Below are 25756 nucleotides of genomic sequence, written 5' to 3'. Positions count from 1 at the left end.
GGTAACTGCTGGCTAATCAGCTTCGGCCGGCAATCACTGACTCAATACGCCTTGGCGCCTTGGTGTTGGCCGGACGCGTTCAAATATTAAAACCAGGTTTCCATCTGTATGCCGTACTGCCACACGCCTCCAGCACTGAAGTCCGACCTGCCGAAGGAGTCAGAGGTGCTGTATCTGTCCAGGTCCGAAGACCAGTCCATGAGGCTTGCGAACACGCGCAGTTCGGGACGTGTGAGCAGGTCGCCAACATCCGGTTTGAATGTCGGGGCGATGGTGAATTTCCAGAAGTCACCGTCGACCGCATTACGTTGCAGGTAGCCCTTGGGGTCGAGGTCCATGGTTTGCCAACTCACTTCGTAGGCCATCTCGAAGTTGCGGTTGATTTCATTGGCCAACCGTACGTTCAGGGTCATCCAGCGATAATCGTCACCCTTGACGTACCGGTCCTTGCTTTGCTCGGCCAACAGGCTGGGGCCGATGCGCCAGCCCGGCGCGATTGGTGTCTCGCCGTAAACCGCCAGTCGCAGAGCGCGGGCGTCGTCGATCAGTTCGCCATCCGAGCCGATGTTCTTGACCTCTGCCCCCAGGCCTTGCCCATAGAGCAGCGCCGTCTTGAAGAAGCCTTGCCGGCCGAAAAAATCTTTCTGGTGATTGGCCAGCATGCTCTGCAAACCGGAATCCGCAGGCGATAGACCCGCTTCATTGCTGCGGATGGAAATGTCGTTTTTCTTTGCACCAATGGCATTGAACATCCACTGCCACTGACCCCTGTCGAAAAACTGGTTGGAGGTCAGGATGTAGCTTTCCACATCGGCATCGACACCGCCCTCACTGAAATCGCCGTAGTTACGCCCGACCAGAGAGTAATTCGAACGCCAGTCCTGGTTCATCTGCACATCGTAGATGCCACCGCCGGTGCCGGCCAGGAAGACGACGTCCGAGTCCAGCCAGTGGATATCGAAGTTATCCCGGTCGAATCGTTTGCCTGCCCACAAGGTGGAGTTCTCGAACACGGAGTTGCCCTTGAAGGCGGCGAGATGATCGAGTTCGGTGAACACCTGACGCACGTTGAGGTTGCTCTCGTCGGCCGTCCAGTCGTTGGAACTCTCCACGCCGTCGGCGATGGACACGGTGAATTTGGCACGGGTGCCGTTTTGCGCATAGGTCTCTTTCGACAGGTCTATGCGCATGTACGTGTCGTCTTCGTTGCCGAGTCGCCCGACGGCACCACCGACCGAACCGGCAGGGGTTGTGTAAGGACCGCCACGACCACCACCGAGCCCATCGTTGACCAGCAATCCGGAACGGGCATAGCCCTTGAAGCTGAAGCCGTCGGTGAGATGTCCGCTGCTGCCCTGTTTTTCCAGGCTTTGCTGACGGGCTTCGAGTTTTGCCACTCGGGTGTCCAGGGCCGGCGCCGAACTGGCTGCAGCCGTCGACGCTGCGGGCTGCAAGGCGGGAGTGGCAAGCTTGATCTGTTGCAATTCTCTGGCAAGTGCCTGGGTTTGCTGCTCGGCGGCGGCAGCGCGTTGTTCCGCTGCGCTGGCACGGGCTTCAAACGCGGCCATGCGTTGCTCCAGCGTCGCGGCCTGGGAGGTTGCCGCCGAGGTGCCAAGCACACCTGCGAGTAGCCAGCTTGATGCTTTCTGCATGTGGATTTCCTGTGTTGTTTTTATTGTTGTTGCTGCCGCGACTGGCCTTTTTTCGCGAATGACGATTTGTCAAAAACCACAAAAAAAGGATGCCTCATCGCAAATACGCTGCTACATTTGGCGATGTTAACGTTAACTTTTATAAAAACAAAAATAAAGGGGCCTTTATGAAACTGCTCAAATCTCTCTTTCCAGCAGCACTGCTCACCCTCTGTGCCGGGCTTCCATCCCTCTCGAACGCAGCCGATCTGACGATCTCCTGCGGTGCGGTGGGTGCGGAGTTGCAACTGTGCAAGGAGGCTGTCGAGGCATGGTCAAAACAGACCGGTCACCATGTCGAGGTGGTTTCCACGCCTAATTCGGCGACCGAGAGGTTGTCGTTCTACCAGCAGATCCTCAGTGCGCAGTCCGCCGACATCGACATCATTCAAATCGATATGGTCTGGCCGGGGATGCTGGCCAAACACCTGATGGATCTGCGCGAGGTGCTTCCAGCCAACGCAACCCAAGGCTATTTCCAGGCCCAGGTGGATAACGCCACGGTGAACGGACGGCTGGTGACGATGCCTTGGTTTACCGACTCGGGTCTGCTGTATTACCGCAAGGACCTGCTCGAGAAGTACAACCTGCCGGTACCCCAGACGTGGGAGGAAATGACCGCTACCGCCAGGAGTATTCAACAGGCCGAGCGCACGGCCGGGAACCCCAATGCGTGGGGTTACATCTTTCAAGGGCGCGCCTACGAAGGCCTGACCTGCAATGCGCTGGAGTGGATCAGCAGCCAACCCGAAGGCGGGCTGGTCAATTCACGAGGCGATATCGTGGTCAACAGTCAGGCTTCGAGAACGGCGTTGACCCTGGCGAAAAGCTGGGTCGGCGACATCTCCCCACGGGGCGTGCTCAATTACACCGAGGAAGAAGGCCGTGGCGTATTCCAGTCGGGAAATGCGCTGTTCATGCGTAACTGGCCGTATGTCTGGGCCTTGGTGCAAAGCCAGGACAGCGCCGTAAAAGACAAGGTCGGCGTCGCTCCCCTGCCCCGCGGCGGCGACGCTGGCAGCCATGCATCGACCCTCGGTGGCTGGGGCCTGGCGGTATCGCGTTACAGCGCCCAGCCAAAACTTGCTGCCGAGCTGGTGAGCTACCTGAGCAGTGCCCAAGAGCAAAAACGTCGTGCCCTGATAGGCGCCTATAACCCGGTTGTCGAGTCGCTCTACCAGGACCCCGAATTGCTCGCGGCAATGCCTTACTACAGCCAACTGCACAGCATTCTCAACGCTGGAGTCATGCGCCCCGCCTCAGTCACTGCCGATCGCTATCCACGGGTTTCCAATGCGTTCTTCGATCGAGTGCATGGCGTGCTGGCGGGCGAGCTGCCTGTTGATCAGGCACTGGCCGACCTGGAAAGCGAACTCACGCGCATCAAACGCCGGAACTGGTAAGTCAAAGGAAGGAAACCACCATGTCTGTCTCCGCTACCCATGCCCCCGGTGACGAGCTCCTGCTCACCCGGGAAACGCCCGTACAACGTCGCCGAGTGCGCGCTGCCTGGTTGTTCCTGACACCCATGCTGCTGTGTCTGGCCCTGGTGGCAGCCTGGCCGCTACTGCGCACATTCTGGTTCAGCCTGACCGACGCCAACCTGGCGGACACCGATGGCGGATCCTTCGTCGGCTTGAGCAATTACCTGTTCCACAACGGTTCCTCCTGGTCAGGCATCCTGGTTGATCCTCAATGGTGGAACGCGGTGCGCAACACCTTGCATTTCACCGTGGTGTCGGTGGGCCTGGAAATCGTCCTGGGATTGCTGGTGGCGTTGCTGCTCAACGTCAAGTTCACCGGACGCTCTCTGGTGCGTGCGTTGATTCTGATTCCCTGGGCGATTCCGACCATTGTCTCGGCGAAGATCTGGTCATGGATGCTCAACGACCAATTCGGCATCATCAATCACATGATGCTCAGCCTCGGCCTGATTGATGCGCCCCTGGCCTGGACGGCCGATGCGGATCTGTCGATGTGGGCGGTGATTATCGTCGATGTCTGGAAGACCGTGCCCTTTGTCACGCTGCTGATGCTGGCGGCCTTGCAGATGTTACCGAGCGATTGCTACGAGGCCGCCAGGGTCGATGGCATTCACCCGCTGAGGGTGTTCTGGCGTGTCACGCTTCCCCTGCTGATGCCCGCCCTGCTGGTGGCGGCGATCTTCCGCATCCTCGACTCGCTGCGGGTATTCGACGTTATCTATGTGCTGACCTCGAACTCATCGAGCACCATGAGTATGTCGGTCTACGCCCGCCAGCATCTGGTGGAGTTTCAGGACGTCGGCTACGGCAGCGCGGCCTCGACGCTGCTGTTCCTGGTGGTTGCGGTCATCGCCCTGCTTTACCTCTACCTCGGACGTCGTCAATTGGAGGTGCGCTCATGAGCCCGCGTCTACTGAAAAAAGCACTGTTGCGCCTCGGGTTCTGGTGCCTGATCGGGGTATTGCTGCTGTATGCGGTCTTCCCTTTCTACTACGCCATCGTGACGTCGCTGAAGCCGTCCAGCGCCTTGTTCGAGGTGAGCTACTGGATCAAAAACCCCGACTTCTCCAATTACGCGGCAGTGCTCCATCAAGCCTCGTTCCTGCAGGCAATCGGTAACTCGCTGATGGTTGCTCTGTGCGTGGTGATGCTGGCGCTATTCCTCAGCCTGACCGCCGCCTATGCCTTGGGCCGGGTGAAGTTCCGTGGCCGCGGCGTGGTCTTGATGATGGTCCTGGGCGTGTCGATGTTTCCCCAGGTTGCGGTGCTGTCGGGGCTGTTCGAGGTGATTCGCGCGCTGGGCCTGTACAACACGTCCTGGGCATTGATCCTGAGCTACACGATTTTCACCCTGCCCTTCACCGTCTGGGTGCTGACTACGTTCATGGGACAACTGCCCCATGAACTGGAGGAAGCGGCAATCATGGATGGCGCGTCCCCCTGGGTCACGTTGACCCGGGTGCTGTTGCCGCTGCTCTGGCCCGCACTGGTCACCACTGGCTTATTGGCGTTCATCGCCGCCTGGAACGAGTTCCTGTTTGCCCTGACCTTCACCCTCACCGACACGCAACGCACAGTGCCGGTCGCCATTGCCCTGATTTCCGGCGGCAGCCCCCACGAGTTGCCTTGGGGGTTGTTGATGGCCGCCTCGGTGCTGGTCACCGTCCCACTGGTGATTCTGGTGTTGATCTTCCAGCGCCGAATCGTTTCCGGTCTCACTGCCGGCGCGTTAAAGGGTTGATGCCCAACAAAGACAAGGAACAGCATCGTGATCAAATTGAAGCTAGACAACGTGAACAAACAATTGGGCGGCGCGCGGATTCTGCGCGACGTCAGCCTCGAAATCGCAGCGGGTGAATTCGTGGTGTTCGTCGGTCCTTCGGGCTGCGGAAAGTCGACCCTGCTGCGACTGATCGCCGGACTGGATTCGATCTGCGGCGGCGACCTGCTGATCGACGGGCGGCGGGTCAACGACCTGGAGCCACGCGAACGTGGCGTCGGCATGGTGTTTCAGTCTTATGCGCTGTACCCGCACATGAGCGTCTACGACAACATCAGTTTTGGTCTCAAACTGGCCAAGACGGAAAAGAGCAGCCTGCGCGAACGCGTGCTGAAAACTGCGCAAATCCTGCAATTGGACAAACTGCTGCAACGCAAGCCAAGGGAGCTGTCTGGAGGACAACGTCAGCGTGTGGCCATGGGCAGGGCCATGGCGCGGGAACCGGACATTTTGTTGTTCGATGAGCCGCTCTCCAACCTGGATGCATCCTTGCGCGTACAAATGCGCAACGAAATCGCCCGGCTGCATGATCGTCTGGGCTCGACCATGATCTATGTCACCCACGATCAGGTTGAAGCGATGACCCTGGCCGACAAAATTGTCGTGCTCAATGGTGGTCGCGTCGAACAGGTCGGCTCACCGCGCGAACTCTATGAGCGCCCGGCCAGCCGCTTTGTCGCAGGCTTCCTGGGTTCGCCCACGATGAATTTCCTGCCCGCGCTCCTGCAGGCACCCGGTGAAAACAGCCAGGTCGATACCGGTATATGGGGCACCACGTCCCTGCCCTTCGACAGCTCGAATCTGGCGCCGGGCACGCCGCTGAGCCTGGGGATTCGCCCGGAGCACATGTCACTCAAAGCGGCCACGGGCAGCAGCGGCATCGCCGTGACCGGGGTTGAATACCTGGGCAGCGAAACCTATGTGCACCTCATGACAGCGCAGGACGAACCGCTGGTTTGTCGTTGCGAGGTCAGCGCCGGATGGCAAGTCGGCGACCGGGTCGAGCTGCAACTGGAGATCGCCCATCTGCACCTGTTCGACGCCGACGGCACGGCCTTGAAGCGCCACCCACAGACGATTGAAACCCCATCAGATGGCGCCCCTCTGCGCTCGGTACGAGCAGGCGTCCTATGACTGAGTCCTTGAATCCCATGAGCGTTCCCATGTCTGGTGCCCTTGAGCTTGCGCAGCATGCGCTGCGTGACGGCCTGTCTCGCGTCATCCACGATTATCGACCCGGTTATCACATTGCCCCTCCAGTGGGCTGGATGAACGACCCTAACGGGGTCGTGTACTTTCGCGGCGAATATCACGTTTTCTATCAGCATTACCCGTTCGAAGCAAAATGGGGCCCGATGTATTGGGGGCATGCAAAGAGTGCCGATCTGGTCCATTGGCAGCATCTGCCCATTGCATTGGCACCCGGCGATGACTTCGACCGTGACGGCTGTTTTTCCGGTAGCGCGGTGGTCTGTGGCGATACCCTGGCGCTGATCTACACCGGGCATACCTGGCTGGGGGAAGTCGGTGACGAGCGTTTCATCCGTCAAGTCCAGTGCCTGGCCACCAGCAGCGACGGCATCCGGTTCGTCAAGCATGGCGTCGTTATCGAGAGCGCGCCGCAAGACGCTATCATGCATTTTCGTGACCCCAAGGTATGGCAGGAGAATGACGGCTGGTACCTGATTGCCGGCGCCCGCCTGGGCGATGTGCCGTTGCTCCCGCTGTACCGTTCCACGGATCTGCATACCTGGGAGTTCCTCGACTATGTGTCCAGCGGCAGCGAGGGTGATGGCTATATGTGGGAGTGCCCGGATCTGTTCCGACTGAACGGACGCGATGTGCTGCTGTACTCCCCCCAGGGCATGCAACCCGAAGGTTTCGACCGGCTCAACAAGTACCAGACCGGTTATCGAGTGGGCCGACTCGACAGCGAATGGCACTTCACGGGCGGACCTTTTATCGAGCTGGATAACGGCCATGATTTCTATGCCGCGCAAACCCTAATCGCCGCCGACGGTCGGCGCCTGGTGTGGGCGTGGCTCGACATGTGGGAAAGCCCGATGCCGAGCCAGGCCCATCACTGGTGTGGCATGCTCGGTTTGCCGCGCGAACTGGAACTGTGCGCCGATCGCCTTTACATGTATCCGGCACGGGAACTCACCGCTCTGCGCAAAGCGCCATTGCCGGGTACGCCGTGGTGGGATGAATCGGGAACCCGCTGGGTGCCGGAAGTGAATGGCGACATGCTCGAAATCCATGTGCATCTGGATCTGCTCGACTGCACCGGGCACTTGGGAATCGCCTTGCGTTGCAGTGAGGACGGCCAGGAGGAGACCCTGCTCTACTACGATGCGGCCCTGCATCGACTGGTGCTTGACCGCAGCCGCTCGGGTGCGCAAGTCAGCGGTCAGCGCAGCGTGGCGATAGACCCTGCACAGGAGCGCCTGGAGCTGCATGTGTTCCTCGATCGCTCGTCCATCGAGGTGTTCGACGAAAACGGGCACTTCACCCTCAGCAGTCGCCTTTATCCGCGGGCAGACAGTCTGGGCGTGAAGCTGCTTGCCAGTGGAAGTGGCGGGCGCGTCTCCATTCCCAAGGCATGGCCTCTTGCCTCGGGCTGGTTGTGAGGCGCGTCATTCGGGTCGCGAGAAGCGCGGGGCATGTGGCATGATTCTGCGTCAACCTGACAGGTTTCGCCTCGCATGACTTCAGTGAAAGACGTTGCACAGCTGGCCGGCGTGTCTCTGATGACCGTTTCTCGAGCGCTCAATAATCCGGAAAAATTGAGCCCCGAAACCCTGCAGCGGGTGCGCCAAGCGATTGATGAACTGCAATTCGTGCCGAGTTTGTCGGCACGCAGAATGCGCGGCGACAATCTGCAGTCGCGAACCATTGGTGTGTTCGCGCTGGACACTGCGACCACACCGTTCGCGGTCGAGCTGCTGCTGTCCATCGAACAGACCGCACAGCAAGCCGGCTGGAACGTCTTTATCCTCAACCTGTTGAGCAACCCGCCCACCGACCAGAACATCGACCTGATGTTGTCGCACCGTCCCGACGGGTTGATCTTCAGCGCCATGGGGTTTCGCCAGGTGTGCATTCCCGAGCGCTTGAAGAGCAAACCCCTGGTACTCGCCAATTGCCTGGCCGATGACCGTCACCTGGTAAGTTATGTGCCGGACGACGAAACAGGGCAGTACCGAGCCGTACATCATGCGTTGAGCCAGGGCTATCGGCGCCCGCTGTGTATCAATCTGCCCAAGCAAAGCCTGGCCTGGGGCCTGCGACAAAAAGGCCTGCAGCGTGCCTGTGAGGCATTCGACCTGGCGCCTGACGCACTCCTGCAATACGACCTTTCCGATCATGACGCCTATGGTGAAACCGCAGCCATCCTCGACCGGCACATCATCGACGGTCGCCCGCAATTCGACATTCTGATCTGCGGCAACGACCGCATTGCCTTTTGTGCCTATCAGCTGTTGTTCGGCCGTGGCCTGAAAATTCCCGACGATGTCGCCGTGCTGGGATACGACAACATGATCGGTATCGCCGAGCTGTTCATCCCGCCACTGACCACGGTGCAACTGCCATATTATGAGATCGGTCGTCAGGCTGCCCGGCACCTGATCGAGACCCTTGAGGTATCGGGAAGCCAGCCAGTTGATTGTCCATTGGTGGTCAGGTCATCACTATAAGAATGAGATAGTTCGGTGATAGCACGCCCGCTTGCTTTTGATTTGCCAGCTTGTCGCGCACTAGGGGTGTTGCGCCGCCACCAGGACGCGGGCAACTTCGATGGCTAGGTAAGCTTTTCTTCCCGGACGAAAACCGAAGCTGTAGTCCGATGGTGGAAAACCGGCGTGAGCTGTTGCAGCAATGCCCTTGAATCAGGCGATCACCACTTTGGAAATCCCCTCCTGCTCAATTCTGCCTTTGCGCGTGTGAATTTCGACGGCGCGTACATCTTGGCGGTGGTTGCGGATAAACCCGCAAAGCCCTTCTACACTCAATTCGCAATCGCCCTACACCACCTGTCGAATAGGCCCCTATGACCACCCTCAGCAACCGTCTGAAACAAGGCAAGGATGCGCGCAAGAAGTGCCCGCGCAGTGCTCAAGTGTCCCTGGGAAATGTCGACCGCGACCCGATACCGCTGATCAAGGCGTCGAGTGAAGGCCGCGTCAAATCGCTGGTGGAACTGCGCTACGGGCGCATGCTGGTGTCGCCGTTCACCTTCTATCGCGGCAATGCGCTGCTGCAGGCCCACGACCTGGCGGGCACCTCGAACATGGGGCTGGTTTCACCGATTTGCGGCGATTGTCACCTGATGAATTTCGGCGGTTTCGCAACGCCTGAACGCAACCTGCTGTTCAGCGTCAACGACTTCGACGAAGCCCATCCCGGACCATGGGAGTGGGACTTGAAGCGTCTGGTGGCGAGTTTTCTGGTGGCGGCTCGCGATCTGCGTCATGGGGAAACGGTTGAAGAAACGGTTTGCCATCAAGTCGTGGGCGCCTATCAGGAAACCATGCTCGAATGTGCCGAACAGAGCTCGCTGGAAACCTGGTACGAATCCATCAGCTATGACGACCTCCTGGCGCAGGCCAACAAAAGCACCCTGGAGCATGTGGAACGCGCCATCGCCAAAGCCGAACGGCGTACCCATGCCGAACTGCTGCCAAAAATCAGCGAACGCGACGCCCATGGTCGTCTGATCATTCGCGATGACCTGCCGGAAATTTTCCACCTGCACAAAAACACCACGCTGCTGGACGCCGATGATGACTGGTTGCGCCTCTCGGACTGGCGCCCGCTCTACGACACTTTCATGCGCGATTACCAAAGCACCCTGCAAGCGGACCGCCGTGATCTGGTGTCACGTTTTCACGTTCAGGACATGGCGTTCAAAGTGGTGGGCGTCGGCAGTGTCGGCACCCGTTGCCTGGTAGCACTGCTGACCGACGATCAGGAGTTCCCGTTGTTCCTGCAATTCAAGGAAGCACGGCGCTCGGTGCTCGCCGGCTACGTGAAGGCCAAGTCGCGGGTGCGCCATGAAGGGCAGCGGGTGGTCGACGGTCAGCGGTTGATGCAATCGGCCAGCGACCTGTTCCTTGGCTGGACCACCGGTCCCAGTGGGCGGCACTTTTATGTGCGGCAATTGCGCGATATGAAAATCTCCGCCGAACTCGAAACCTTCGATGGCGATGCCTTCGCGGCCTATGGCCGGCTCTGTGGCCGGGCCCTGGCTCGCGCCCATGCCAAGTCCTCGGGGCTCGCGGCGGTGATCAGTGGCTACATCGGCAAGAGCGAGGCATTGGCCGATGCGCTTTATAAATACGCCCAGGGCTATACCGAGCAGAACGAACGCGATTTCGAGCGCTTCCAGCAGGCCTGTCGCAAGGGCCGTTTACGTGCGCGCTCGGAAGCCGACTTTGCCGCTGATCATTTGCCGTAGCTGTGTCGCAGGCTCTGGTACGGGGGCTCTGATAGAAATGAATTTTTCTTCACCCCACCACCTCGCGCCAGCCTGTACATTTGGCTCGCTCATTCAAGAAACTACGGTTTGCCCGCCCTCCCGCGGGCTTTTTTTTGCCTGCGAATCTGCCTGACGGCCTGCATCGTTGAAGGTGGGGCGTCTTTCCCCGGGCAACAAAAAACCCGTAACCCTTTCGGGGTGCGGGTTTTGCAGTTCAACGCCAACTCAATTCACAGGTTGAGTCTGAGCCACTGGCATCGGTTGTTGCGCTTTGGAGAGCACTGGCTGTTCCAGCCTTGCTCGCCCGTAGAACGCCAGCGCCGTCAGCAAACACGCCAGCCACACAAAGATCCCGGCCCAGAAGGTGTGGGACATGTAGTGCCAGCCTTGCAGCACCCGCGTTGTGCCGTAGATGAAACCGAGGGTCAGCGAGCCGTACATGATCGCTTTGGAATAGCGCCAGCGATAACGGCGAGCCACGAAGTACAACGCCAGCATGGTGAAACCACCCGACGCATGACCGCCCGGCCAGCAGCGACCATCACCGGCGGTCTTGAGCAGTTTGAAATTCTCGTACCACTCGACGTGCTCCATTTTGCCGCCGTACAGGGTCGTCTCGATCGGGCAATACACGCTGGTGTGGCCCTTAAGGTAGTGAATCACCCCGGTGCTGATGGAAAACGCGAACACCACGTAGAGAAAATCGCGACGGTGCCGGGTAGCAAAGCGCAGCACCGGTGCGACTTTGATTTTTTCCAGGAACGCGATGATTTTCGAGTGTTTTTCAGCCTTCAGACGCGGCCAGAGAAACGACAGCAAGGCACCGATAATCGCAATTTCACCGGTCCAGTTCGGGATGATCCGCGCCCATTTGTGGGTGATTTTTTCGAACAGATGGACCTGGTCCAACGGGAACGTCTGCGTCACCGGATCAAAAAAATAGTTATTGAAGGCGATGTCGATTTTGGTCATGTCGAACATCAGGAAAACCGCGACTGCGCAGGCCAGCGGAATACCAAAGTTCACCGCATAAAAGCGGTAGCGGGAAGCGGTCAGCATGCTGAGTCCTGATTCAAAGGGAGGGTGGAATTCAATGGGGCTTCACCGTGGGCCAATCCGATGCTTCGATAAAGCCAAGCATGCGGGGAGTGTGCGGTGTTTCGGCGGAGATAAACAAAGAAGCGCCGTAACCCAGGGTCGAAGCCGTCAAATCGAGTTCTTTTTCCAGTTGCGCCATGCATTCGCTGTGGGTCACCAGAATCAGGTTACGCCCGGCCACCTTGTGCGCCAACGCATCGCGCAGCATGGTGCCCTTGCAACTGATCAACCAGTCTTCGCCCGTGCCGACCTTGTTGAACATGAAGCTGGCCGTCTGCGCCGTACGCAGGATCGGGCTGTTGTAGATATCGGTCTTGTCCAGGCCCAGGTTCTGGAAATGCGCCCCGACATTTGTGGCAACACTGCGCGAGCGCTCGGTAATGCCATCGTTACCGATCAGGCAGGGAGCCGAAGAGTGATCGCAACGTTCGACGTGGCGCACCAGCACGATCAAATCGCCCTTGGCCCACCCGGTCATCAACGCCTGCGCACCGCTCACATTGCCATGAGCCAGGTCCGGAACGGTGGCGGGACGCAGCAGGAATACGGTCAGCGGGATCACCAGCAGCGTCGATGCCAACACCACCGCAGCGTTGCGATAGCGGGCGAAGCGATTCAGATCGATCGAGCGCTTTATCCCGAAAAGACTCAGTCTTAATTCCACATCAAGCCGCCTCGCCGGCATGCACCACTTCATTAGATCCCGGGAGGTTAAAGAAGCGTGCGTCGGTGGCGGGTGAAACCCATGTGAAAAAAAGCTTAAAAGCACTGTAAAAATCCTGTTACAGAATCCCTTCTGAAAAATCCTTTCAGCTCCCGGGATTGCTGCCGATACATCCTGCTTACACAGCTTGGCGGCCCCCAAAAAAAACAATCTTCCAGCCAACCGACGACAAAGAAGTACTACGTTCCTGGAGGAATTTGATGAATAGCTGGCTCGGCAACATCAGCGTGAACCTGAAACTGGGTCTGGGATTCGGCCTGGTCCTGGCACTGACCTGCGTCCTCGCCCTGACCGGCTGGACCAGCCTGGGCGGGTTGATCGACCGCAGCAACTGGATGAGCGACATCACCCAACTCAACGCCGGCCTGACCAAGCTGCGCGTAGTTCGCCTGCAATACATGCTGACCAACGGCGACGAAACCGCCGCGCAGAGCGTGCAGACCACCCTCGATGCCTTCTCGGCCCAGCAACAGGCCCTGCTGGCGAAGTTCAATAGCCCGGAAAACCTCAAGCTGCTCCGGGAACAAGGCGCCGTCGTCGACGCCTACAAGACGTCCCTGGGCAAGATGCGCAACGCTTATCGCGCGGGCAACAGCGCCCGCGACGCCATGAGTGCCAACGCCGAAACCGCCAACACGCTGATCAATGACATCAATACCCACGTGCAGCAAATGCCGTTGAGCGACCAGCGTTTCGAACAGTTCCAGGCCATCACGGCGGCCAAGGAAGCATTCCTGCTGGCCCGTTACGACGTGCGCGGCTACACCGCCAGCACCAATACCGAGACCGAGCAAAAAGCCGTCGGCCAACTGGACGCCGCCATCGCCAGCCTGAAACCACTGAACACGCAATTCGCCGACTCCCAGCAAGACGCCCTGCGTCAGCTGGAAAACGCGCTGGGCAACTATCGCAGCGCTTTGCAGGCCTACAAGGCCGCCAGCAATGACGCGGTGCAGGCGCGCAAGGAAATGACCGACCAGGGCGCCGCCATCGTGTCCCAGAGCGATCAGCTGTATCAGATCCAGCTTGATCGCCGTGACACCGAAAGCGCCCAGGCGCGCACCTTGCAACTGATCAGCACATTGCTGGCATTGCTGGTGGGCATCATTGCCGCCGTGGTCATCACTGGCCAGATCACCCGCCCATTGCGCGAAACCCTGGCGGTGGTCGATCGCATCGCCAGCGGCGACCTGTCGCAGAACGTACGGGTCACCCGTCGCGACGAACTCGGTGTGTTGCAACAAGGCATCGCGCGCATGGGCGTGACCCTGCGCGACTTGATCAGCGGCATCCGCGACGGCGTGACACAGATCGCCAGCGCCGCCGAAGAGCTGTCGGCCGTGACCGAGCAGACCAGCGCCGGGGTCAACAGCCAGAAAGTCGAGACCGATCAGGTCGCCACTGCCATGCACGAGATGACCGCCACCGTGCAGGAAGTCGCACGCAACGCCGAAGAAGCCTCGCAAGCCGCTGCAGCGGCGGACGGCGAAGCCCGTGAAGGTGACAAAGTGGTCAACGAAGCCATCGCCCAGATCGAGCGTCTGGCCAGCGAGGTGGTGCGTTCAACCGAGGCCATGAGCGTGTTGCAACGGGAAAGCGACAAGATCGGCAGCGTCATGGACGTGATCAAGGCCGTGGCCGAGCAGACCAACCTGCTGGCGCTCAACGCCGCCATCGAAGCAGCCCGCGCCGGTGAAGCCGGTCGTGGTTTTGCGGTAGTGGCCGACGAGGTCCGCGGCCTGGCCCAGCGCACGCAGAAATCCACCGAGGAAATCGAAGGCCTGGTGGCTGGCCTGCAGAACGGCACGCAACAAGTATCCGCCGTGATGAACAACAGCCGCGCCCTCACCGACAGCAGCGTGGCCCTGACCCGCAAGGCCGGCGAGTCACTGGAGAGCATTACCCGCACGGTGTCCAACATCCAGTCGATGAACCAGCAGATCGCTGCCGCGGCCGAACAGCAAAGCGCCGTGGCCGAAGAGATCAGCCGCAGCATCATCAACGTGCGCGATGTGTCGGAGCAGACGGCTGCGGCGAGCAATGAAACCGCCCAGTCGAGCGTTGAGCTGGCGCGGTTGGGTGGGCAATTGCAGCAGATGGTGAGCCACTTCCGAATCTGATGAATTCAGGCTCGTCCTGTAGGAGCGAGCTTGCTCGCGATGGTGGTCAACGATAACGCGTGCATTCTGAATGACCGCGGCGCTGGCCAGTTCTTCGCGAGCGAGCTCGCTCCTACAGGACCGGTTTTCTGCGATTGAGGTCTGACTGACTGCAACTTTCCAAGGCTTACGCCCTCACCGCGTACCCCGCTGGCGCAACGCCGACGGCATGAAGTACGCGTCTTCCGGCACCGGTTGGGCGAAGTCCACGGTGCCTTGCTCTTCGTTATCCAGGTTCTGCACGTAGTAACGACGCGCCTGCAAGTCATGGAATACGTCCAGCGCGCTCCAGGTGGTGGGCAGGTCGTAGAAGTTTTTCAGGTAGGCCATCGACACCCGCCACAACTCCCCTCGCCCGTCGTATTGATCCACCAAGGCGGCGCCCCAGCTGTCCTCGTCCAGAAACAGCACGCGCTTGGAATAGATATGCCGCGCGCCCGGCTTGAGCGTGCCTTCGACCACCCAGACCCGATGCAGCTCATAGCGGGTGAATTGCGGGTTGAGGTGGCCCGGTGTGAGCAACTGCTCGTACTTCACCTCAGGGCTGCCGACTTTGTAATTGTTATAGGGAATGTAGACCTCTTGCTTGCCCTTGAGCTTCCAGTCGTAGCGGTCCGGCGAGCCGTTGAACAGGTCGGTATCGTCCGCCGTGCGCAGGCCGTCGGAGGAGGCGATCGGGGTGTCATACGCGAGGTTCGGCGCCCGCCGCACACGACGTTGGCCCGCGTCGTAGACCCAGGCCTGACGCGGGTCCTTGAGCTGGTCCAGGGTCTCGTGAACCAACGCCGCACCGCCAGCCAGCCGAGCCGGACTCTTCACGAAGGCCAGGTAGTAAAACAGGATGTTTTTCAGGTCGGCAAACTGTCCGCCCGGGCGGTAATAGTTGAAGAGCCCCTCCTGCTGCGAGGTCACAAGCGCGAAGCTGCCGTTGCGTTGCACCGGAGCTTCAGAGGCACGTCGGACCACATAGATGCCGCGATAACGGGTGATGTGGTTCCACAGCACCTCGACCCCGTCCTTGGGCACCGGGAACGGCACACCGCCATAGGCATCGGCAAACCCGGTCCCACCATCGAGCAGCTTGGCCGAGGTCGCGTTTTTCAGGGTGTTGTCATACAGCCATTGCGGCGCCGAACCCGAGCGGCGAGAAGGATAGATCGGCATCTGGAAGGTGTCGGGGTAGCTGTTGAACAGTGCGATCTGACCCGGGCTGAGGTGGGCCTTGTACTGTTCAAGGTTGGCCTTGGTGATGGTGAACAGCGGTTTGTCCGCCGCATACGGGTCCAGGTGATGCTGACCCGGCTTGTAGCCCGCCGGCGCCTGGGTGATGCCGCCCGTCCAGGCCGGAATGGTCCCGGCCGCGTTGCCGGCACGTTCGGCCCCCAGCGGCGTCAGCGTGGTTTTCAATTGCTCGGCTTGCTGGGGCGCGACCGCGGCCAGCGCGCTGCCGGCGGCCAGACTCAGGAGCAGCGCCAGCGTGGTCTTGGTCAGTCGTGAAGTGTGAAACATGATCGTTCTCCGAAATAAAGGCAGATGCACTGCGCCCGGCACTTGTAGGAGCTGGCTTGCCAGCGATAGCGGTGGGTCAGCCAACATTGATGTCGAATGTGCTGCCGTCATCGCGGGCAAGCCCGCTCCTACAAGGGGAAGAGCTGTCACAAGAAATACTTGAGGTTGAAACCAACGTTGTCGCGATCACGCAGGCCGTTGTCCTGCCCACCACCAAAGAACTCGGTGTATTGCAGCTCGGCCTCCAGCTTGTTCTGGTAATTGGCCTTGATCCCCAGGGTGTAGGCCTTGCGGCCCTCGATGATGTTGCCCGCCTGATAGCTGTTGCCCTCGAAGTCATCCTTGTAGACGACATAAGGCGAGACGTTGACCCCGGCATACACGTCGTTCCAGGTGCCGTTGAGCATCGCGGTGTAGCTGTAGGAGTTGCGGTTGACCTGGTCGCCGCGCTCGCCACCGGACACATAGGAAAAGTTACCGGTGCCCGCGTAGTAACGGTTACTGCCGTCATAAGCGGTGTATTGCAGGCTGCTGCCGCGCAGGTGCTCGGACGCCAGTTCGAACACGCCGAACATCGAATCGAAAGACAGGCTCGGGCCAAAGTTGTAAATGGTGCCCATGGAGGTGTTGAACGCTTCCACTCGCTCGGCGTTATTGATCTGGCTGTCGAGCGTGACCTGCTGCCCGCCAATGTTGATGGTCTGGCCAGCTGCCGCTGCGGCGGCGCCGTTGGCCAGGTCGCCGATCAGGTCGTTGGTGGCGGCGACCCCGATGGGCAGGTTCGGCCGATAAGCCACTTCACCGAACACCGACGCCTGGCCCAGGGTGGTGTTGAAACTGAAGCCGTACATGCGGATGTCTTCGGCATAGCGCCGATGCGCCTGAATATTGCCCAGCACATCCATGGTCGCCAGGCCGTTGGCCAGTTGCCCCGCCTGACTGCCGGCGACACCGGCCAGCAGGTTGGTCAGGGCGTTCATGTCGATGCCCTTGTACCCGCCCAGATCGGCGGAAATGGTCGGTTCCTTGGCGTGGTAGTTGACCATGTACAAGCCGAACTCGGTGCTGTTGAGTTCCTCTGCGATGTAGCGAAAAGCGAAACCGAACTGACCGTCGTTGCGCGCGTTGTAATCCTTGCCGACCGTGGCCACTTTGACGGTATTGCCAAAGGCCGGGGTAACCCCGTTGGCGTACAGGCCGGTGGTGCTCAGGGCCTGGTTGAGCAGCGGGTTGTTGCCCAGCGCGCTGTACAGGTCGATCACGTTGCCGAAGCCAGGCACCGGGGTGTCCAGCGCGGTACCGCTGAAGTTGTTGTAGGCGGTGTTGCCGCCGTCGGCGAACAGGTCCGTCTGCGAGTAGAAAGTGCCGACCGGGTCGATGCGGGTTTCCTTCCAGTTGGTCTGGTAAAAGCTTTCCATGGTCAGGGTGTCGGTCAGGCCGATGTTGAAGCTGAGCGCTTCCACCGGTACCAGCACTTCCTTGACTTCGGCGCCGGGCAGACGGTACTTGGCCGCATCCACCGGGTTGGTGGTGTTGATCCCGCCACGGTAGAAAATCCCCTCGCCCCAGTTGAACACCTGGCGCCCTATGCGTGCCGTCAGCGGCATCTGCGCCACGTCCCAGTTGCCATAGAGATAGGCGTCGAGCAACTCCACCCGGCTGCCGGCGATATCGCGGGTCTGGCTGGTGAAATGGTCGTCCTGCGGGTAACTCTGACTGGGTTGCGATGGGTTGTTGTTGCTGTAGTAATCGTTGCGCTTGTCCATCAGCTGGGTGTCATAGAACGCAGTGCCGCGCACGAACATCCCGTAGTTCTGATAGTTGGCCTCAAGCTCCGAGGTGATCTTGTACACCTCGGAAACCAGCCCGGTGTCGAAGTTGCGATTGCCGTCGTTGGTGTTGACGTCGTCGTTGTTCCTGTCCCGGCCCTGGACCCGCCACAAGCGGCCATAAGACAAAGTACTGTCGAATGAACCGGTGATCTGCTTGTCCAGCACGCTGAACTCCTCGGCCTGCACGCCGTCGACCGCGCACAGTTGCAGCAGTCCTGCCAGGCCGACGCCGGGTAGCGCTGCGCCACACAGGCGAATTCGACTATTCATGATCTGTTCCTCCTTCCCTGGTTTTATTGTTTTTGTGTTCGGTCAAATTGGCCGCAATGGCTATGGCGCCAATCCCGCACGGGCGTAAATCCGGCTGTGCGCGCCGAAATGTCCCAGCAGTTTGAACAGCTGTTGATTGAGTGCCGGATGGTCGAAATTTTCGCGCTGCAGCTGGTTACCGCTGCTGAAATCGCTGGTGATCGGTGCTGCGTCCAGCCACTGGCCGATGGCTTGGTCGAACGCTGCGGACTCGTCGACGGACTCGGCACTCACCACTTCGCGCAAGTAGTCCACCGAGTACGACGGGTAACGGGCGTCTTGGGCAGAATCGGCATAAGCGTCGAGCATCGGATGGGCCTGACCGGCGCGCAGCAAACGACGCAGCCAGGTCGACTGATACTTCTCCACTTCCATGTGCCGGGTGGCGACCCGTTCGATGGACGCCTGCTTGTCGGCAGCGAAACCGGCCAGTGCCTTGCCTTCCAGCAGAAGAAGATTGGCGAGATCGACGCCGGGCAATGGCTTGGCGTGATAAGGCTGGGTCAGGTCCTGAATGTGGTGCAGGCCCCAGCCGAGAAAGCGATAGCCCCAGTAAGGATGGCCGGTGGCAAAGGCCAGTCGCGCCAACCCCATGTATTGATAGGCGCGCCAGTCGGGCCAACTGCGTTCGAGAAATCCGGCAGCGGCGTACACCACCGGGCTCTCATGGAAGAAGCCCATATGGAATGGCGCCTGGGAGCTGTACTGGAACCGCGCGTCACCGAAGGGCTGCGGGCCGAAGCCGTACAGCGCACCGACTGCACCGGGGTTGTCGCTGAACAGGTTGATGTCGTGGCCGTAATCCGGTTCGTCGGCGGCGCTGGCCAACACGGCCAGGGGGGCGACTTTTTCGTTGTCGGTCACGCGGATGAAGCGCTGGCGATTCCATGGCGAGAGGGTCTGCTCGACCATGACCTGCTCGGCGTTTAGGTGTTCACGCTCGGGCAGATCCTTGCCCGGCATCGGCTGGATGACCATCGCCAGATGAATCTGCGGGTTGATCCGCAGTGCGGTGAGAAAGTCGTGGCGCAGATTGTCCCCCGGCACGGCTGGCAATCGCAGGTTGTCGGGGCGTGGCGGGTACTGGGGGAAGTGTTTGCGGGCGAAGCGCTCCTGCTCGTCGAGCAACGCGCTCACGGCCTCGTATTGTTGCGAGAGAAACTGTTCCAGCGGTTCGACCTTGACCTGCGGTGCGTCGCGCAAGGCCGGCAGGTCCTGCAACGCCAGGTAGCTGCCCACCGTATGGTTGGACCAGCCCCAGGCTGTCGGGGTCGTTGCACAAAGCAGCAACAGGAGGAATGTCAGCTTCATTGCCTGGTTCTTATTGGATGTGCCGTGGGGGTTGAGCCTAACAACCGACCCTGGCCCTGACACTGTCCGATCTCACCAGAAAAGCTCTCCGATAGCGCCACATGCAAGTAGCAGAAAACACCACCGCCCCCTGTAGGAGCGAGCTTGCTCGCGATAGCGGTGGATCAGCCAGCACAGATGTCGAATGTGCAGCCGTCATCGCGAGCAAGCTCGCTCCTACAGGGGTTCTTCGGTGTTCTCCTAAGCGGGGTAACCGGTAATTTTGCGGATGCTCTGGTACAACGGCTTGAGCTGTCGATACATGCGCAGGTAGACCTCTGTGTACAGTCGCTCGTAGATCTGCTGCGCTTCGGGTTGCGGCAAGAATACTGCGCCGACCCGCGTCATGGCGGCCATGGCCGTGGGGAAGTCCGCGTGCAGCCCCAGCCCCACCGCGCAGCAAATGGCCGCGCCCAGGCCGGACGCTTCGTAGACATGCGGACGCTCGGCCGGCAGGCCGAAAATGTTCGCCGTGAGTTGCATCGCGGCATCACTCTGGGAGCCGCCACCGGCGACACGCAAGCGCGTGACGGAGACCTTCGAACGCTTCTCGATCTTCTCCATGCCCTGACGCAAGGCATACGCCAGGCCTTCGAGGATCGCCCGGTAAATGTGCGCGCGAGTATGCACGTCGCCGAAACCGATCATCGCGCCCTTGGCTTCCACACCCGGCTCGCGGATGCCGGGCGACCAGTAGGGTTGCAGCATCAACCCCATCGAACCCGGCGGCACCGCATCGACCAGTGCATCGAAGAGTTGCTCGGGCTCCACGCCCTGGGCTTTGGCCTGCTGCATTTCCCGCAGGCCGAACTCGTTCTTGAACCAGCTGACCATCCAGTAGCCGCGATAAATCATCACCTCGCAGTTGAATTGATCCGGCACCGCAGACGGGTATGGCGGAATCAACGGGACGATTTCCAGGTAGCGCGACCGGGTGCTGGTGATCGTCGCCGTGGTGCCGTAGGAAAGGCACACGGTGCCTGCGTCGACAACGCCGGAACCCACGACTTCGCAGGCCTTGTCGGCACCCGCGGCGATCAGCGGCAGCCCCTCGGGAATGCCGGTATGGCGGCTGGCCTCGGCGCTGATGTGGCCGAGGATTTCACCGGGCTTGTGCAGGCTCGGCAGTTGCTCGGGACGCACCGCCAGCGCTTGCCATTTCCAATCGGCAGGAGCGGCCCAGCGCAAGCGCTTGAAGTCGAACGGCAGGTAACCGACGCAACAGCCTACGGAATCGACAAAGCGCCCGCACAGGCGATGGGTGAGAAACCCCGAGAGCAGCAAGAATTTGTCGGTCGCCGCCCAGACTTCAGGCTGATGGCGGGCGATCCAGTTGGCCTCGGCCTGGGCGCGAAAGTAATCCACCGTGGCTTGCGCGCCGACCAGTTTGAACAGCCAGCCCCACGGTCCCTTGATACCGCCTTCGACTTCGGCCTGGCGTTGATCGAGCCACAGGATCGCCGGGCGCAGCGGCTTGCCCTGGGCATCGACGTTGATCACGGTGCCGCGCTGGGTGGTCAGGGATACACCGGCAATCTGTGAACGATCGATGCCGGTCTGCTGCCACAACTGCTGGCAGGCCTCACCCAGTTTTGCCCAGTAATACTCCGGGTCCTGTTCGGCCCAGCCCGGTTGAGTCGAGTAATAGGCCTGCAACTCAACCTTGCCTTTGCCCAGCAGATTGCCCTGCAGGTCGAAGAGCAGCGCGCGCACGCTCTGGGTGCCATTGTCGATGGCCAACAGGTAACGCTTGTTCGGGTGGTTATCCATGGAGCTCTCTTCAATGGGCATCATTGCGCGGCATCCGGCAAACCATGATGGCGTTGCCACAACTCCAGGTAGCGCTGCTGTTCGTGCTGCCACCGCTCATCGTCCCAGCCCAGCCGTGGCTGGCAGAGTCGGCGGATCGCTGGCCAATAATCTTCAGCGCCTCGCGGCAGCAGCAGGCCCAGGCGGGTTCGGCGCAGCAGCAGGTCATCCAGGTGCAGGACCATTTCCGTATCGCAGGCAACGGCCAGCTCCGCCCATAAGGTGTCAGTGCCGCCGACGGTGTCATGGCCCAGCTCGACGAGCAGCTTCGCCAGCCTCGGCAGGTCACTGCCATGCCGCCCGGCCAGGCGTCGCCAACGGTTGGCGCTGAGCCCCTGTATCGCCAGCGGCGGCACGACGGCGAACACCGGCGCGGCGTCATCAACGAAGGGCCGCTCGAGCATGGTCGCGCAGGCCTTGAGCACTTCGATCGCCTGCGGGCGAAAGGTGGTCAGCTTGCCGCCGGCCAGGGTCACGCAACCAGGCTCCTGCCACAGCACATGCTCACGGGTTTCATTCGACGGTTTGAGATCCCCCGCAGCGCTGCCCACCACCGGACGCACACCCGACCAGGTCGACAGCACATCGGCAGCGACCACCTCGGCCTGGGGGAACTGTTGGCTGCAGGCAGCCAGCAGATAGTCGAGTTCATCAAAGCTGATGCTCGCGCTCTGGTCCAGATCGCCATGATGATCGAGGTCCGTGGTACCGACCACCGTGGCCCCCTCCCAAGGGAACACGAACACCGGTCGACGGTCACGCTCGTGCAGGAAGGTAAAGGCTTGCGCCACGGGCAGGCGCCAGCCCGGCAACAGCAAATGACTGCCACGCAACGGGCGCAACTGGCGAGGAGCATCGGGCAGGCGCAAACGCTCGGCCCACGCGCCGGTGGCCACGGCCAACACACCGCAACGCAATGTCAGTAAACCGACGCCCTCGCAGTCTTCGACCTGAACCCCGCAAACGCGCCCCTCTTCTCGCAGCAATTGCTGCACGCGCACGCCGTTGAGCACCACGGCGCCGTCGGCCCGGGCCTCGCCCAATACGCGCATCACCAGACGCGCATCATCGGTCAGCGCATCGACAAAACTGGTGCCACCCAGCAGGTCATCTTCCTTCACCCCGGGCGCCAGATAATGCAGTTGTTGCGCGTCATGGAAGCGATGGCCGCGTCGCCCGGCCAAGGCGTCATAGATGGACAGCAAACCACCCAGCACCCGTGGTCCGGGAAAACCGCCACGGTAGTGCGGCATCATGAAACTCATCGGCTCCACCAGCCCCGGCGCTTCATCGAGCAGGCGCTGGCGTTCGCGGACCGAATCGCGGGTCAGGCGCCACTGGCCCTTGGCGATGTATCGCAAGCCACCATGGACCATTTTCGAGGAGCGGCTGGAGGTGCCCCAGGCGAAATCGCGCTGCTCCAGCAGCAGGCAACGCCAGCCTCGGCGCGCGGCTTCGCGCAGGATGCCGGCGCCGCTGATGCCGCCGCCGATGACGATCAGGTCCCAGGTTTCATTCGCCAGCGTCGGCAGCACCTGCTGTCGCCACGCAGCGTTCCAGTCCAGGCTCATGGCCGTCACGCCTGCAACAGCGTGCCAGGGTTCAGTCGCCCGGCCGGATCAAAATGCCGACTCAGTGCCTGCAGGGTGTCCACCGCCAGCGCGCCCTTCTCCCGCCGCAGGTACGGCGCGTGGTCCTTGCCCACGCCATGCTGGTGACTGATGGTGCCGTGGTTGTCGACGATGGTCTGGCTGGCCGCCTGCTTGAGTGCCTGCCAGCGCGCCAGGGTGGCGGGGTAGTCCGCCGCCGGGCGAAACACATAGGTGGTGTAGATGCTCGACCCTTCGCCGTAGACATGGGACAGGTGGGTGAAGACATGCACGCGCTCGCCTTCGGCAGCCAAGGCATCACGCAGGCTGTTTTCGACAAGCGTCAGGAGGTTATCGACGTTGCTCCAGTCAGTGGCCGTTTCCAGGGTGTCGACCACGTAACCGGCGTTCCACAGGTTTTCGCGCAGGTAGGGAAATCGAAAACGGTTCTGCGCCCACTTCTTGCCGAGCAAGGTGCCGGTAAACACCCCGCCGAACGCCTTGAGGTGCTGCCGGGCCTGACGCAGGGACAGCGCATTTTGCCGACGATTGCCAGTCACGCCGAACGTCAGCAGGCATTTGCCCTCGCCGGCACCGCGCATGGCCAGGTACTTCTCCAGCCAGGCGATCTGCTGCGGATGACCGGCCAGCGCCAGTTGGGTTTCGGTTTCCACCGCGTTGGACAAGCGCAACATCGACAGCGGCACGCGCGCCTGGGCCAACTGGCGGATGGCGCGTAGCGCCTGCGGCCAATCGGGCAGAAAAACGCCGTAGAAACGTTCATCGGCGGGCAGTGCGCTGACCCGTACCTTTACCTCGGAGATGATCCCGAAACGGCCTTCGCAGCCCAATACCACCTCGCGCAGATCAGGCCCGGCAGCCGAGGCCGGGAAGCTCGGAATTTCCAACGGCCCGGCAAATGTTTCCAGTGTCCCGCCGGCAAACAGTTGCTCGATCCGCCCATAACGCAATGACTGCTGGCCACTGGAACGACTGGCGACCCAACCACCCAGGGTCGACAGCTCCCACGACTGCGGGAAATGCCCCAGGGTGTAACCACGGGCGCGCAACTGACTTTCCACTTGCGGCCCACTGGCGCCGGGGCCGAAGGTGGCCAGCAGGCTCTCTTCGTCGAGCTCCAGCAAGCGATTCATGCGGGCCAGGGAAACCGTCACCACCGGCCGCGCGGAACTCGGCGGGTTGATGTGACCGGCCACCGAGGTGCCGCCGCCATAAGGAATCAGGCACAGGTCCTGTTCACCGGCGAGCGCCAGCAACTGGCGAATCTGTCCAGCGCTCTCGGGAAAGGCCACGGCATCGGGATAATTGCCCAGCGCGCCTTCACGCAACGCCAGCCAGTCCGGCAGGCTCTGCCCCCGGGCATGCAGCAAACGATCATGGGCATCCACGCTGTACAAGGGATGTGGCTGCAACCGCGATACGGGCACGCGGGCCAATGCCGTCTCAAGCGTCGCATCGGGCAGCGCTCGACCGTCACCCACCCGCTGCGCGAGAAAGCTCGCGCCCTGGGCCGGCAGTTCGACCACCGTGGTTGCATCTCCCCAGCCGTTCCAGCGTCGCATGCGTGTGTCCTTTTGCGGTTCTGATCAGTGATATTTCAGGCCCCCATACTAGTCAGCCGCCGGAAAGTGTCACGGTCGCATCCGGCCAGTTCGAGTAGCCAATTGAGTCAAACGTCGCGCAGGCGTCAGCCATTTACTTTAGCCGTGGTTTCAAATTACCTTTCAGGGCATTCATCCGCGCACGCGGGCCTTGATCAAAGGAAACGATCATGCAATCGCTCGGCTTCACTTCAGTTCCGCCGCTGCTCAAATACCTGCGTCACGCCGAACAACTGGGCATGGCCATCGAGCCTGCGTTGGCGGCTGCCGGGTTGCAGGCACAGCAATTGAGTGACAACAGCCTGCGGTTGCCCGGTGAAGCCCATGAACGGCTGCTCGAATATTTCTGCGAACACTCGGGCGATGCGTTGTTCGGTCTCAACGCCGCGCGTTTTGTGTTGCCCAACTCCTGGAGCGTGCTGGGCTACATCACCATGAACTGCGCGACACTGGGCGACGCCATGAGCCGCATCATGCCGTTCGAGAAGCTGGTGGGAGACATGGGCGTCAGCCGCGCCGAGGTGCAAGGCAGCAACGTGCACCTGATCTGGACATGCCGCCATCAACGCCCGCGAATTCGCCGGCACCTGGTGGAAAACGTGCTCGGTTCCTGGCTGCAATACGCGCGCTGGATCGCCGACACGCAACTGTCGCCGGCCGCTGTCTGGCTGGAGCATGCCTGTCCGGCCGACACGACGCTGGCACAGTACGAGCAGTTCTTCGACTGTCCGGTGCTGTTCGACCAGCCTTATTCGGCGCTGATTGTCCCGTTGCCGTATTTGCAGTTGCCTTTGCGCCAGGCCGATGCACAATTGCTGCGCACACTGGAAGAACATGCCCTGGGGTTGATGGCCACACTGGAGGATGCATCGCTGCAGCAGCGGGTCAAAAGCATCCTGCGCCAGTTGCTCAAGGAAGGCCTGCCACGCAAGGAGCAGGTGGCCGAGCAACTCGCCGTGTCAGTGCGCACGCTGCAACGCCAGTTGCACCAGGCCGGTACGTCGTACCAGCAGATCCTCGATGACCTGCGCCAGGAACTGGCCGAGCATTACCTGCTCAACAGCACCCTGCCGATCCAGGACATTGCCCAGTACCTGGGTTTCACCGAACCCCGCTCGTTTCACCGCACGTTCAAAAGCCGGCGCGGGATGCCGCCTGGCGAGTTTCGCCAAACCCACCGGAGCGAAGGCTGAAGGTTCAGGGCTGATCGAGTTGCTCCCAGACACTGAAAGACCTGTGGGAGCTTGCTCCGGGCGGCGTTCCGACGATGGACAAAAGAGCGCCGCGTTTATCCAGACGGCACGCGTCTTCGTTAACAACC

Annotated in this window: 18 protein-coding genes and 2 pseudogenes; 10 read left to right on the top strand and 10 right to left on the bottom strand. The window is 60.9% G+C overall.

What is annotated here, in order from left to right; genetic code table 11:
- Window positions 1–86 precede the first annotated feature (86 nt).
- Window positions 87–1652, bottom strand: a complete 1566-nt coding sequence (locus tag B0D71_RS06500) for a carbohydrate porin (RefSeq protein WP_103394068.1) — start codon at window positions 1650–1652, stop codon at window positions 87–89.
- Window positions 1653–1819: 167 nt separating this feature from the next.
- Here B0D71_RS06500 and B0D71_RS06495 point away from each other — a divergent pair, with 167 nt between their 5' ends.
- The 6 genes from B0D71_RS06495 (at window position 1820) to B0D71_RS06470 (ending at window position 8653) form a co-directional block, all read left to right on the top strand.
- Window positions 1820–3094, top strand: a complete 1275-nt coding sequence (locus B0D71_RS06495; protein ID WP_103394067.1) for an ABC transporter substrate-binding protein — start codon at window positions 1820–1822, stop codon at window positions 3092–3094.
- Window positions 3095–3114: 20 nt separating this feature from the next.
- Window positions 3115–4077, top strand: a complete 963-nt coding sequence (locus tag B0D71_RS06490) for a carbohydrate ABC transporter permease (RefSeq protein WP_027619324.1) — start codon at window positions 3115–3117, stop codon at window positions 4075–4077.
- Window positions 4074–4916: a carbohydrate ABC transporter permease gene (locus B0D71_RS06485; protein ID WP_103394066.1), complete on the top strand. Its 843-nt coding sequence runs from the start codon at window positions 4074–4076 to the stop codon at window positions 4914–4916. The genes B0D71_RS06490 and B0D71_RS06485 overlap by 4 nt, the downstream gene beginning before the upstream one ends.
- A gap of 27 nt (window positions 4917–4943) precedes the next feature.
- The gene (locus tag B0D71_RS06480) at window positions 4944–6089 is read left to right on the top strand and encodes an ABC transporter ATP-binding protein (RefSeq protein WP_103394065.1); all 1146 of its coding nucleotides are present in this window, start codon (window positions 4944–4946) and stop codon (window positions 6087–6089) included.
- The gene (locus B0D71_RS06475) at window positions 6086–7585 is read left to right on the top strand and encodes a glycoside hydrolase family 32 protein (protein WP_103394064.1); all 1500 of its coding nucleotides are present in this window, start codon (window positions 6086–6088) and stop codon (window positions 7583–7585) included. The genes B0D71_RS06480 and B0D71_RS06475 overlap by 4 nt, the downstream gene beginning before the upstream one ends.
- Window positions 7586–7660: 75 nt before the next feature.
- The gene (locus B0D71_RS06470) at window positions 7661–8653 is read left to right on the top strand and encodes a LacI family DNA-binding transcriptional regulator (protein ID WP_103394063.1); all 993 of its coding nucleotides are present in this window, start codon (window positions 7661–7663) and stop codon (window positions 8651–8653) included.
- A 66-nt stretch (window positions 8654–8719) separates the two neighbouring features.
- On the opposite strand, the pseudogene B0D71_RS32315 reads toward B0D71_RS06470, so the two are convergent.
- Window positions 8720–8932: pseudogene (locus B0D71_RS32315) on the bottom strand (group II intron reverse transcriptase/maturase); the annotation flags it as partial.
- 74 nt (window positions 8933–9006) lie between these two features.
- Between B0D71_RS32315 and B0D71_RS06460 the strand changes: the two are divergent.
- Complete coding sequence (locus B0D71_RS06460; RefSeq protein ID WP_103394062.1) at window positions 9007–10413, top strand: DUF2252 domain-containing protein; 1407 nt, start codon at window positions 9007–9009, stop codon at window positions 10411–10413.
- A gap of 246 nt (window positions 10414–10659) precedes the next feature.
- Here the strand turns inward: B0D71_RS06460 and B0D71_RS06455 are convergent, their stop codons facing one another.
- Entirely contained in the window at window positions 10660–11493 is an 834-nt protein-coding gene (locus tag B0D71_RS06455; RefSeq protein WP_103394061.1) for a phosphatase PAP2 family protein, read from the bottom strand.
- 31 nt (window positions 11494–11524) lie between these two features.
- Window positions 11525–12196, bottom strand: a complete 672-nt coding sequence (gene pmrG / locus B0D71_RS06450) for a lipopolysaccharide core heptose(II)-phosphate phosphatase PmrG (protein ID WP_103394655.1) — start codon at window positions 12194–12196, stop codon at window positions 11525–11527.
- Between the two features lie 260 nt (window positions 12197–12456).
- On the opposite strand from pmrG, the pseudogene B0D71_RS32310 reads away from it, so the two are divergent.
- Both B0D71_RS32310 and B0D71_RS32305 read left to right on the top strand, forming a co-directional pair.
- Window positions 12457–13470, top strand: a pseudogene (locus B0D71_RS32310) (methyl-accepting chemotaxis protein); the annotation flags it as partial.
- 42 nt (window positions 13471–13512) lie between these two features.
- Window positions 13513–14376 carry a methyl-accepting chemotaxis protein gene (locus B0D71_RS32305; protein WP_420825131.1) on the top strand — a complete coding sequence of 288 codons (864 nt, stop codon included), beginning with the start codon at window positions 13513–13515 and terminating at the stop codon, window positions 14374–14376.
- A gap of 174 nt (window positions 14377–14550) precedes the next feature.
- Here B0D71_RS32305 and B0D71_RS06440 read toward each other — a convergent pair whose 3' ends face one another.
- The 6 genes from B0D71_RS06440 to B0D71_RS06415 all read right to left on the bottom strand — a co-directional run bounded on the left by B0D71_RS06440 (window position 14551) and on the right by B0D71_RS06415 (window position 24396).
- Entirely contained in the window at window positions 14551–15924 is a 1374-nt protein-coding gene (locus B0D71_RS06440) for a DUF1329 domain-containing protein (protein WP_103394059.1), read from the bottom strand.
- Between the two features lie 146 nt (window positions 15925–16070).
- The gene (locus tag B0D71_RS06435; RefSeq protein WP_205885985.1) at window positions 16071–18026 is read right to left on the bottom strand and encodes a DUF1302 domain-containing protein; all 1956 of its coding nucleotides are present in this window, start codon (window positions 18024–18026) and stop codon (window positions 16071–16073) included.
- Between the two features lie 60 nt (window positions 18027–18086).
- Window positions 18087–19376, bottom strand: coding sequence for a phospholipase C/P1 nuclease family protein (locus tag B0D71_RS06430; protein ID WP_103394057.1), 1290 nt, complete (start codon window positions 19374–19376; stop codon window positions 18087–18089).
- Between the two features lie 240 nt (window positions 19377–19616).
- On the bottom strand, window positions 19617–21185 hold the full coding sequence (locus B0D71_RS06425; protein WP_103394654.1) for an FGGY-family carbohydrate kinase: 1569 nt from the start codon (window positions 21183–21185) through the stop codon (window positions 19617–19619).
- Between the two features lie 20 nt (window positions 21186–21205).
- Window positions 21206–22795, bottom strand: coding sequence for a glycerol-3-phosphate dehydrogenase/oxidase (locus B0D71_RS06420; RefSeq protein ID WP_103394056.1), 1590 nt, complete (start codon window positions 22793–22795; stop codon window positions 21206–21208).
- A 5-nt stretch (window positions 22796–22800) separates the two neighbouring features.
- On the bottom strand, window positions 22801–24396 hold the full coding sequence (locus B0D71_RS06415) for an FAD-binding oxidoreductase (RefSeq protein ID WP_103394055.1): 1596 nt from the start codon (window positions 24394–24396) through the stop codon (window positions 22801–22803).
- 209 nt (window positions 24397–24605) lie between these two features.
- Here B0D71_RS06415 and gliR point away from each other — a divergent pair, with 209 nt between their 5' ends.
- Window positions 24606–25628: an AraC family transcriptional regulator GliR gene (gene gliR, locus B0D71_RS06410; protein WP_103394054.1), complete on the top strand. Its 1023-nt coding sequence runs from the start codon at window positions 24606–24608 to the stop codon at window positions 25626–25628.
- Window positions 25629–25756 lie beyond the last annotated feature (128 nt).

This window comes from Pseudomonas laurylsulfativorans, from assembly GCF_002906155.1.
GTDB lineage: Bacteria > Pseudomonadota > Gammaproteobacteria > Pseudomonadales > Pseudomonadaceae > Aquipseudomonas > Aquipseudomonas laurylsulfativorans.
This window is presented reverse-complemented; position numbering and strand designations above follow the sequence as displayed.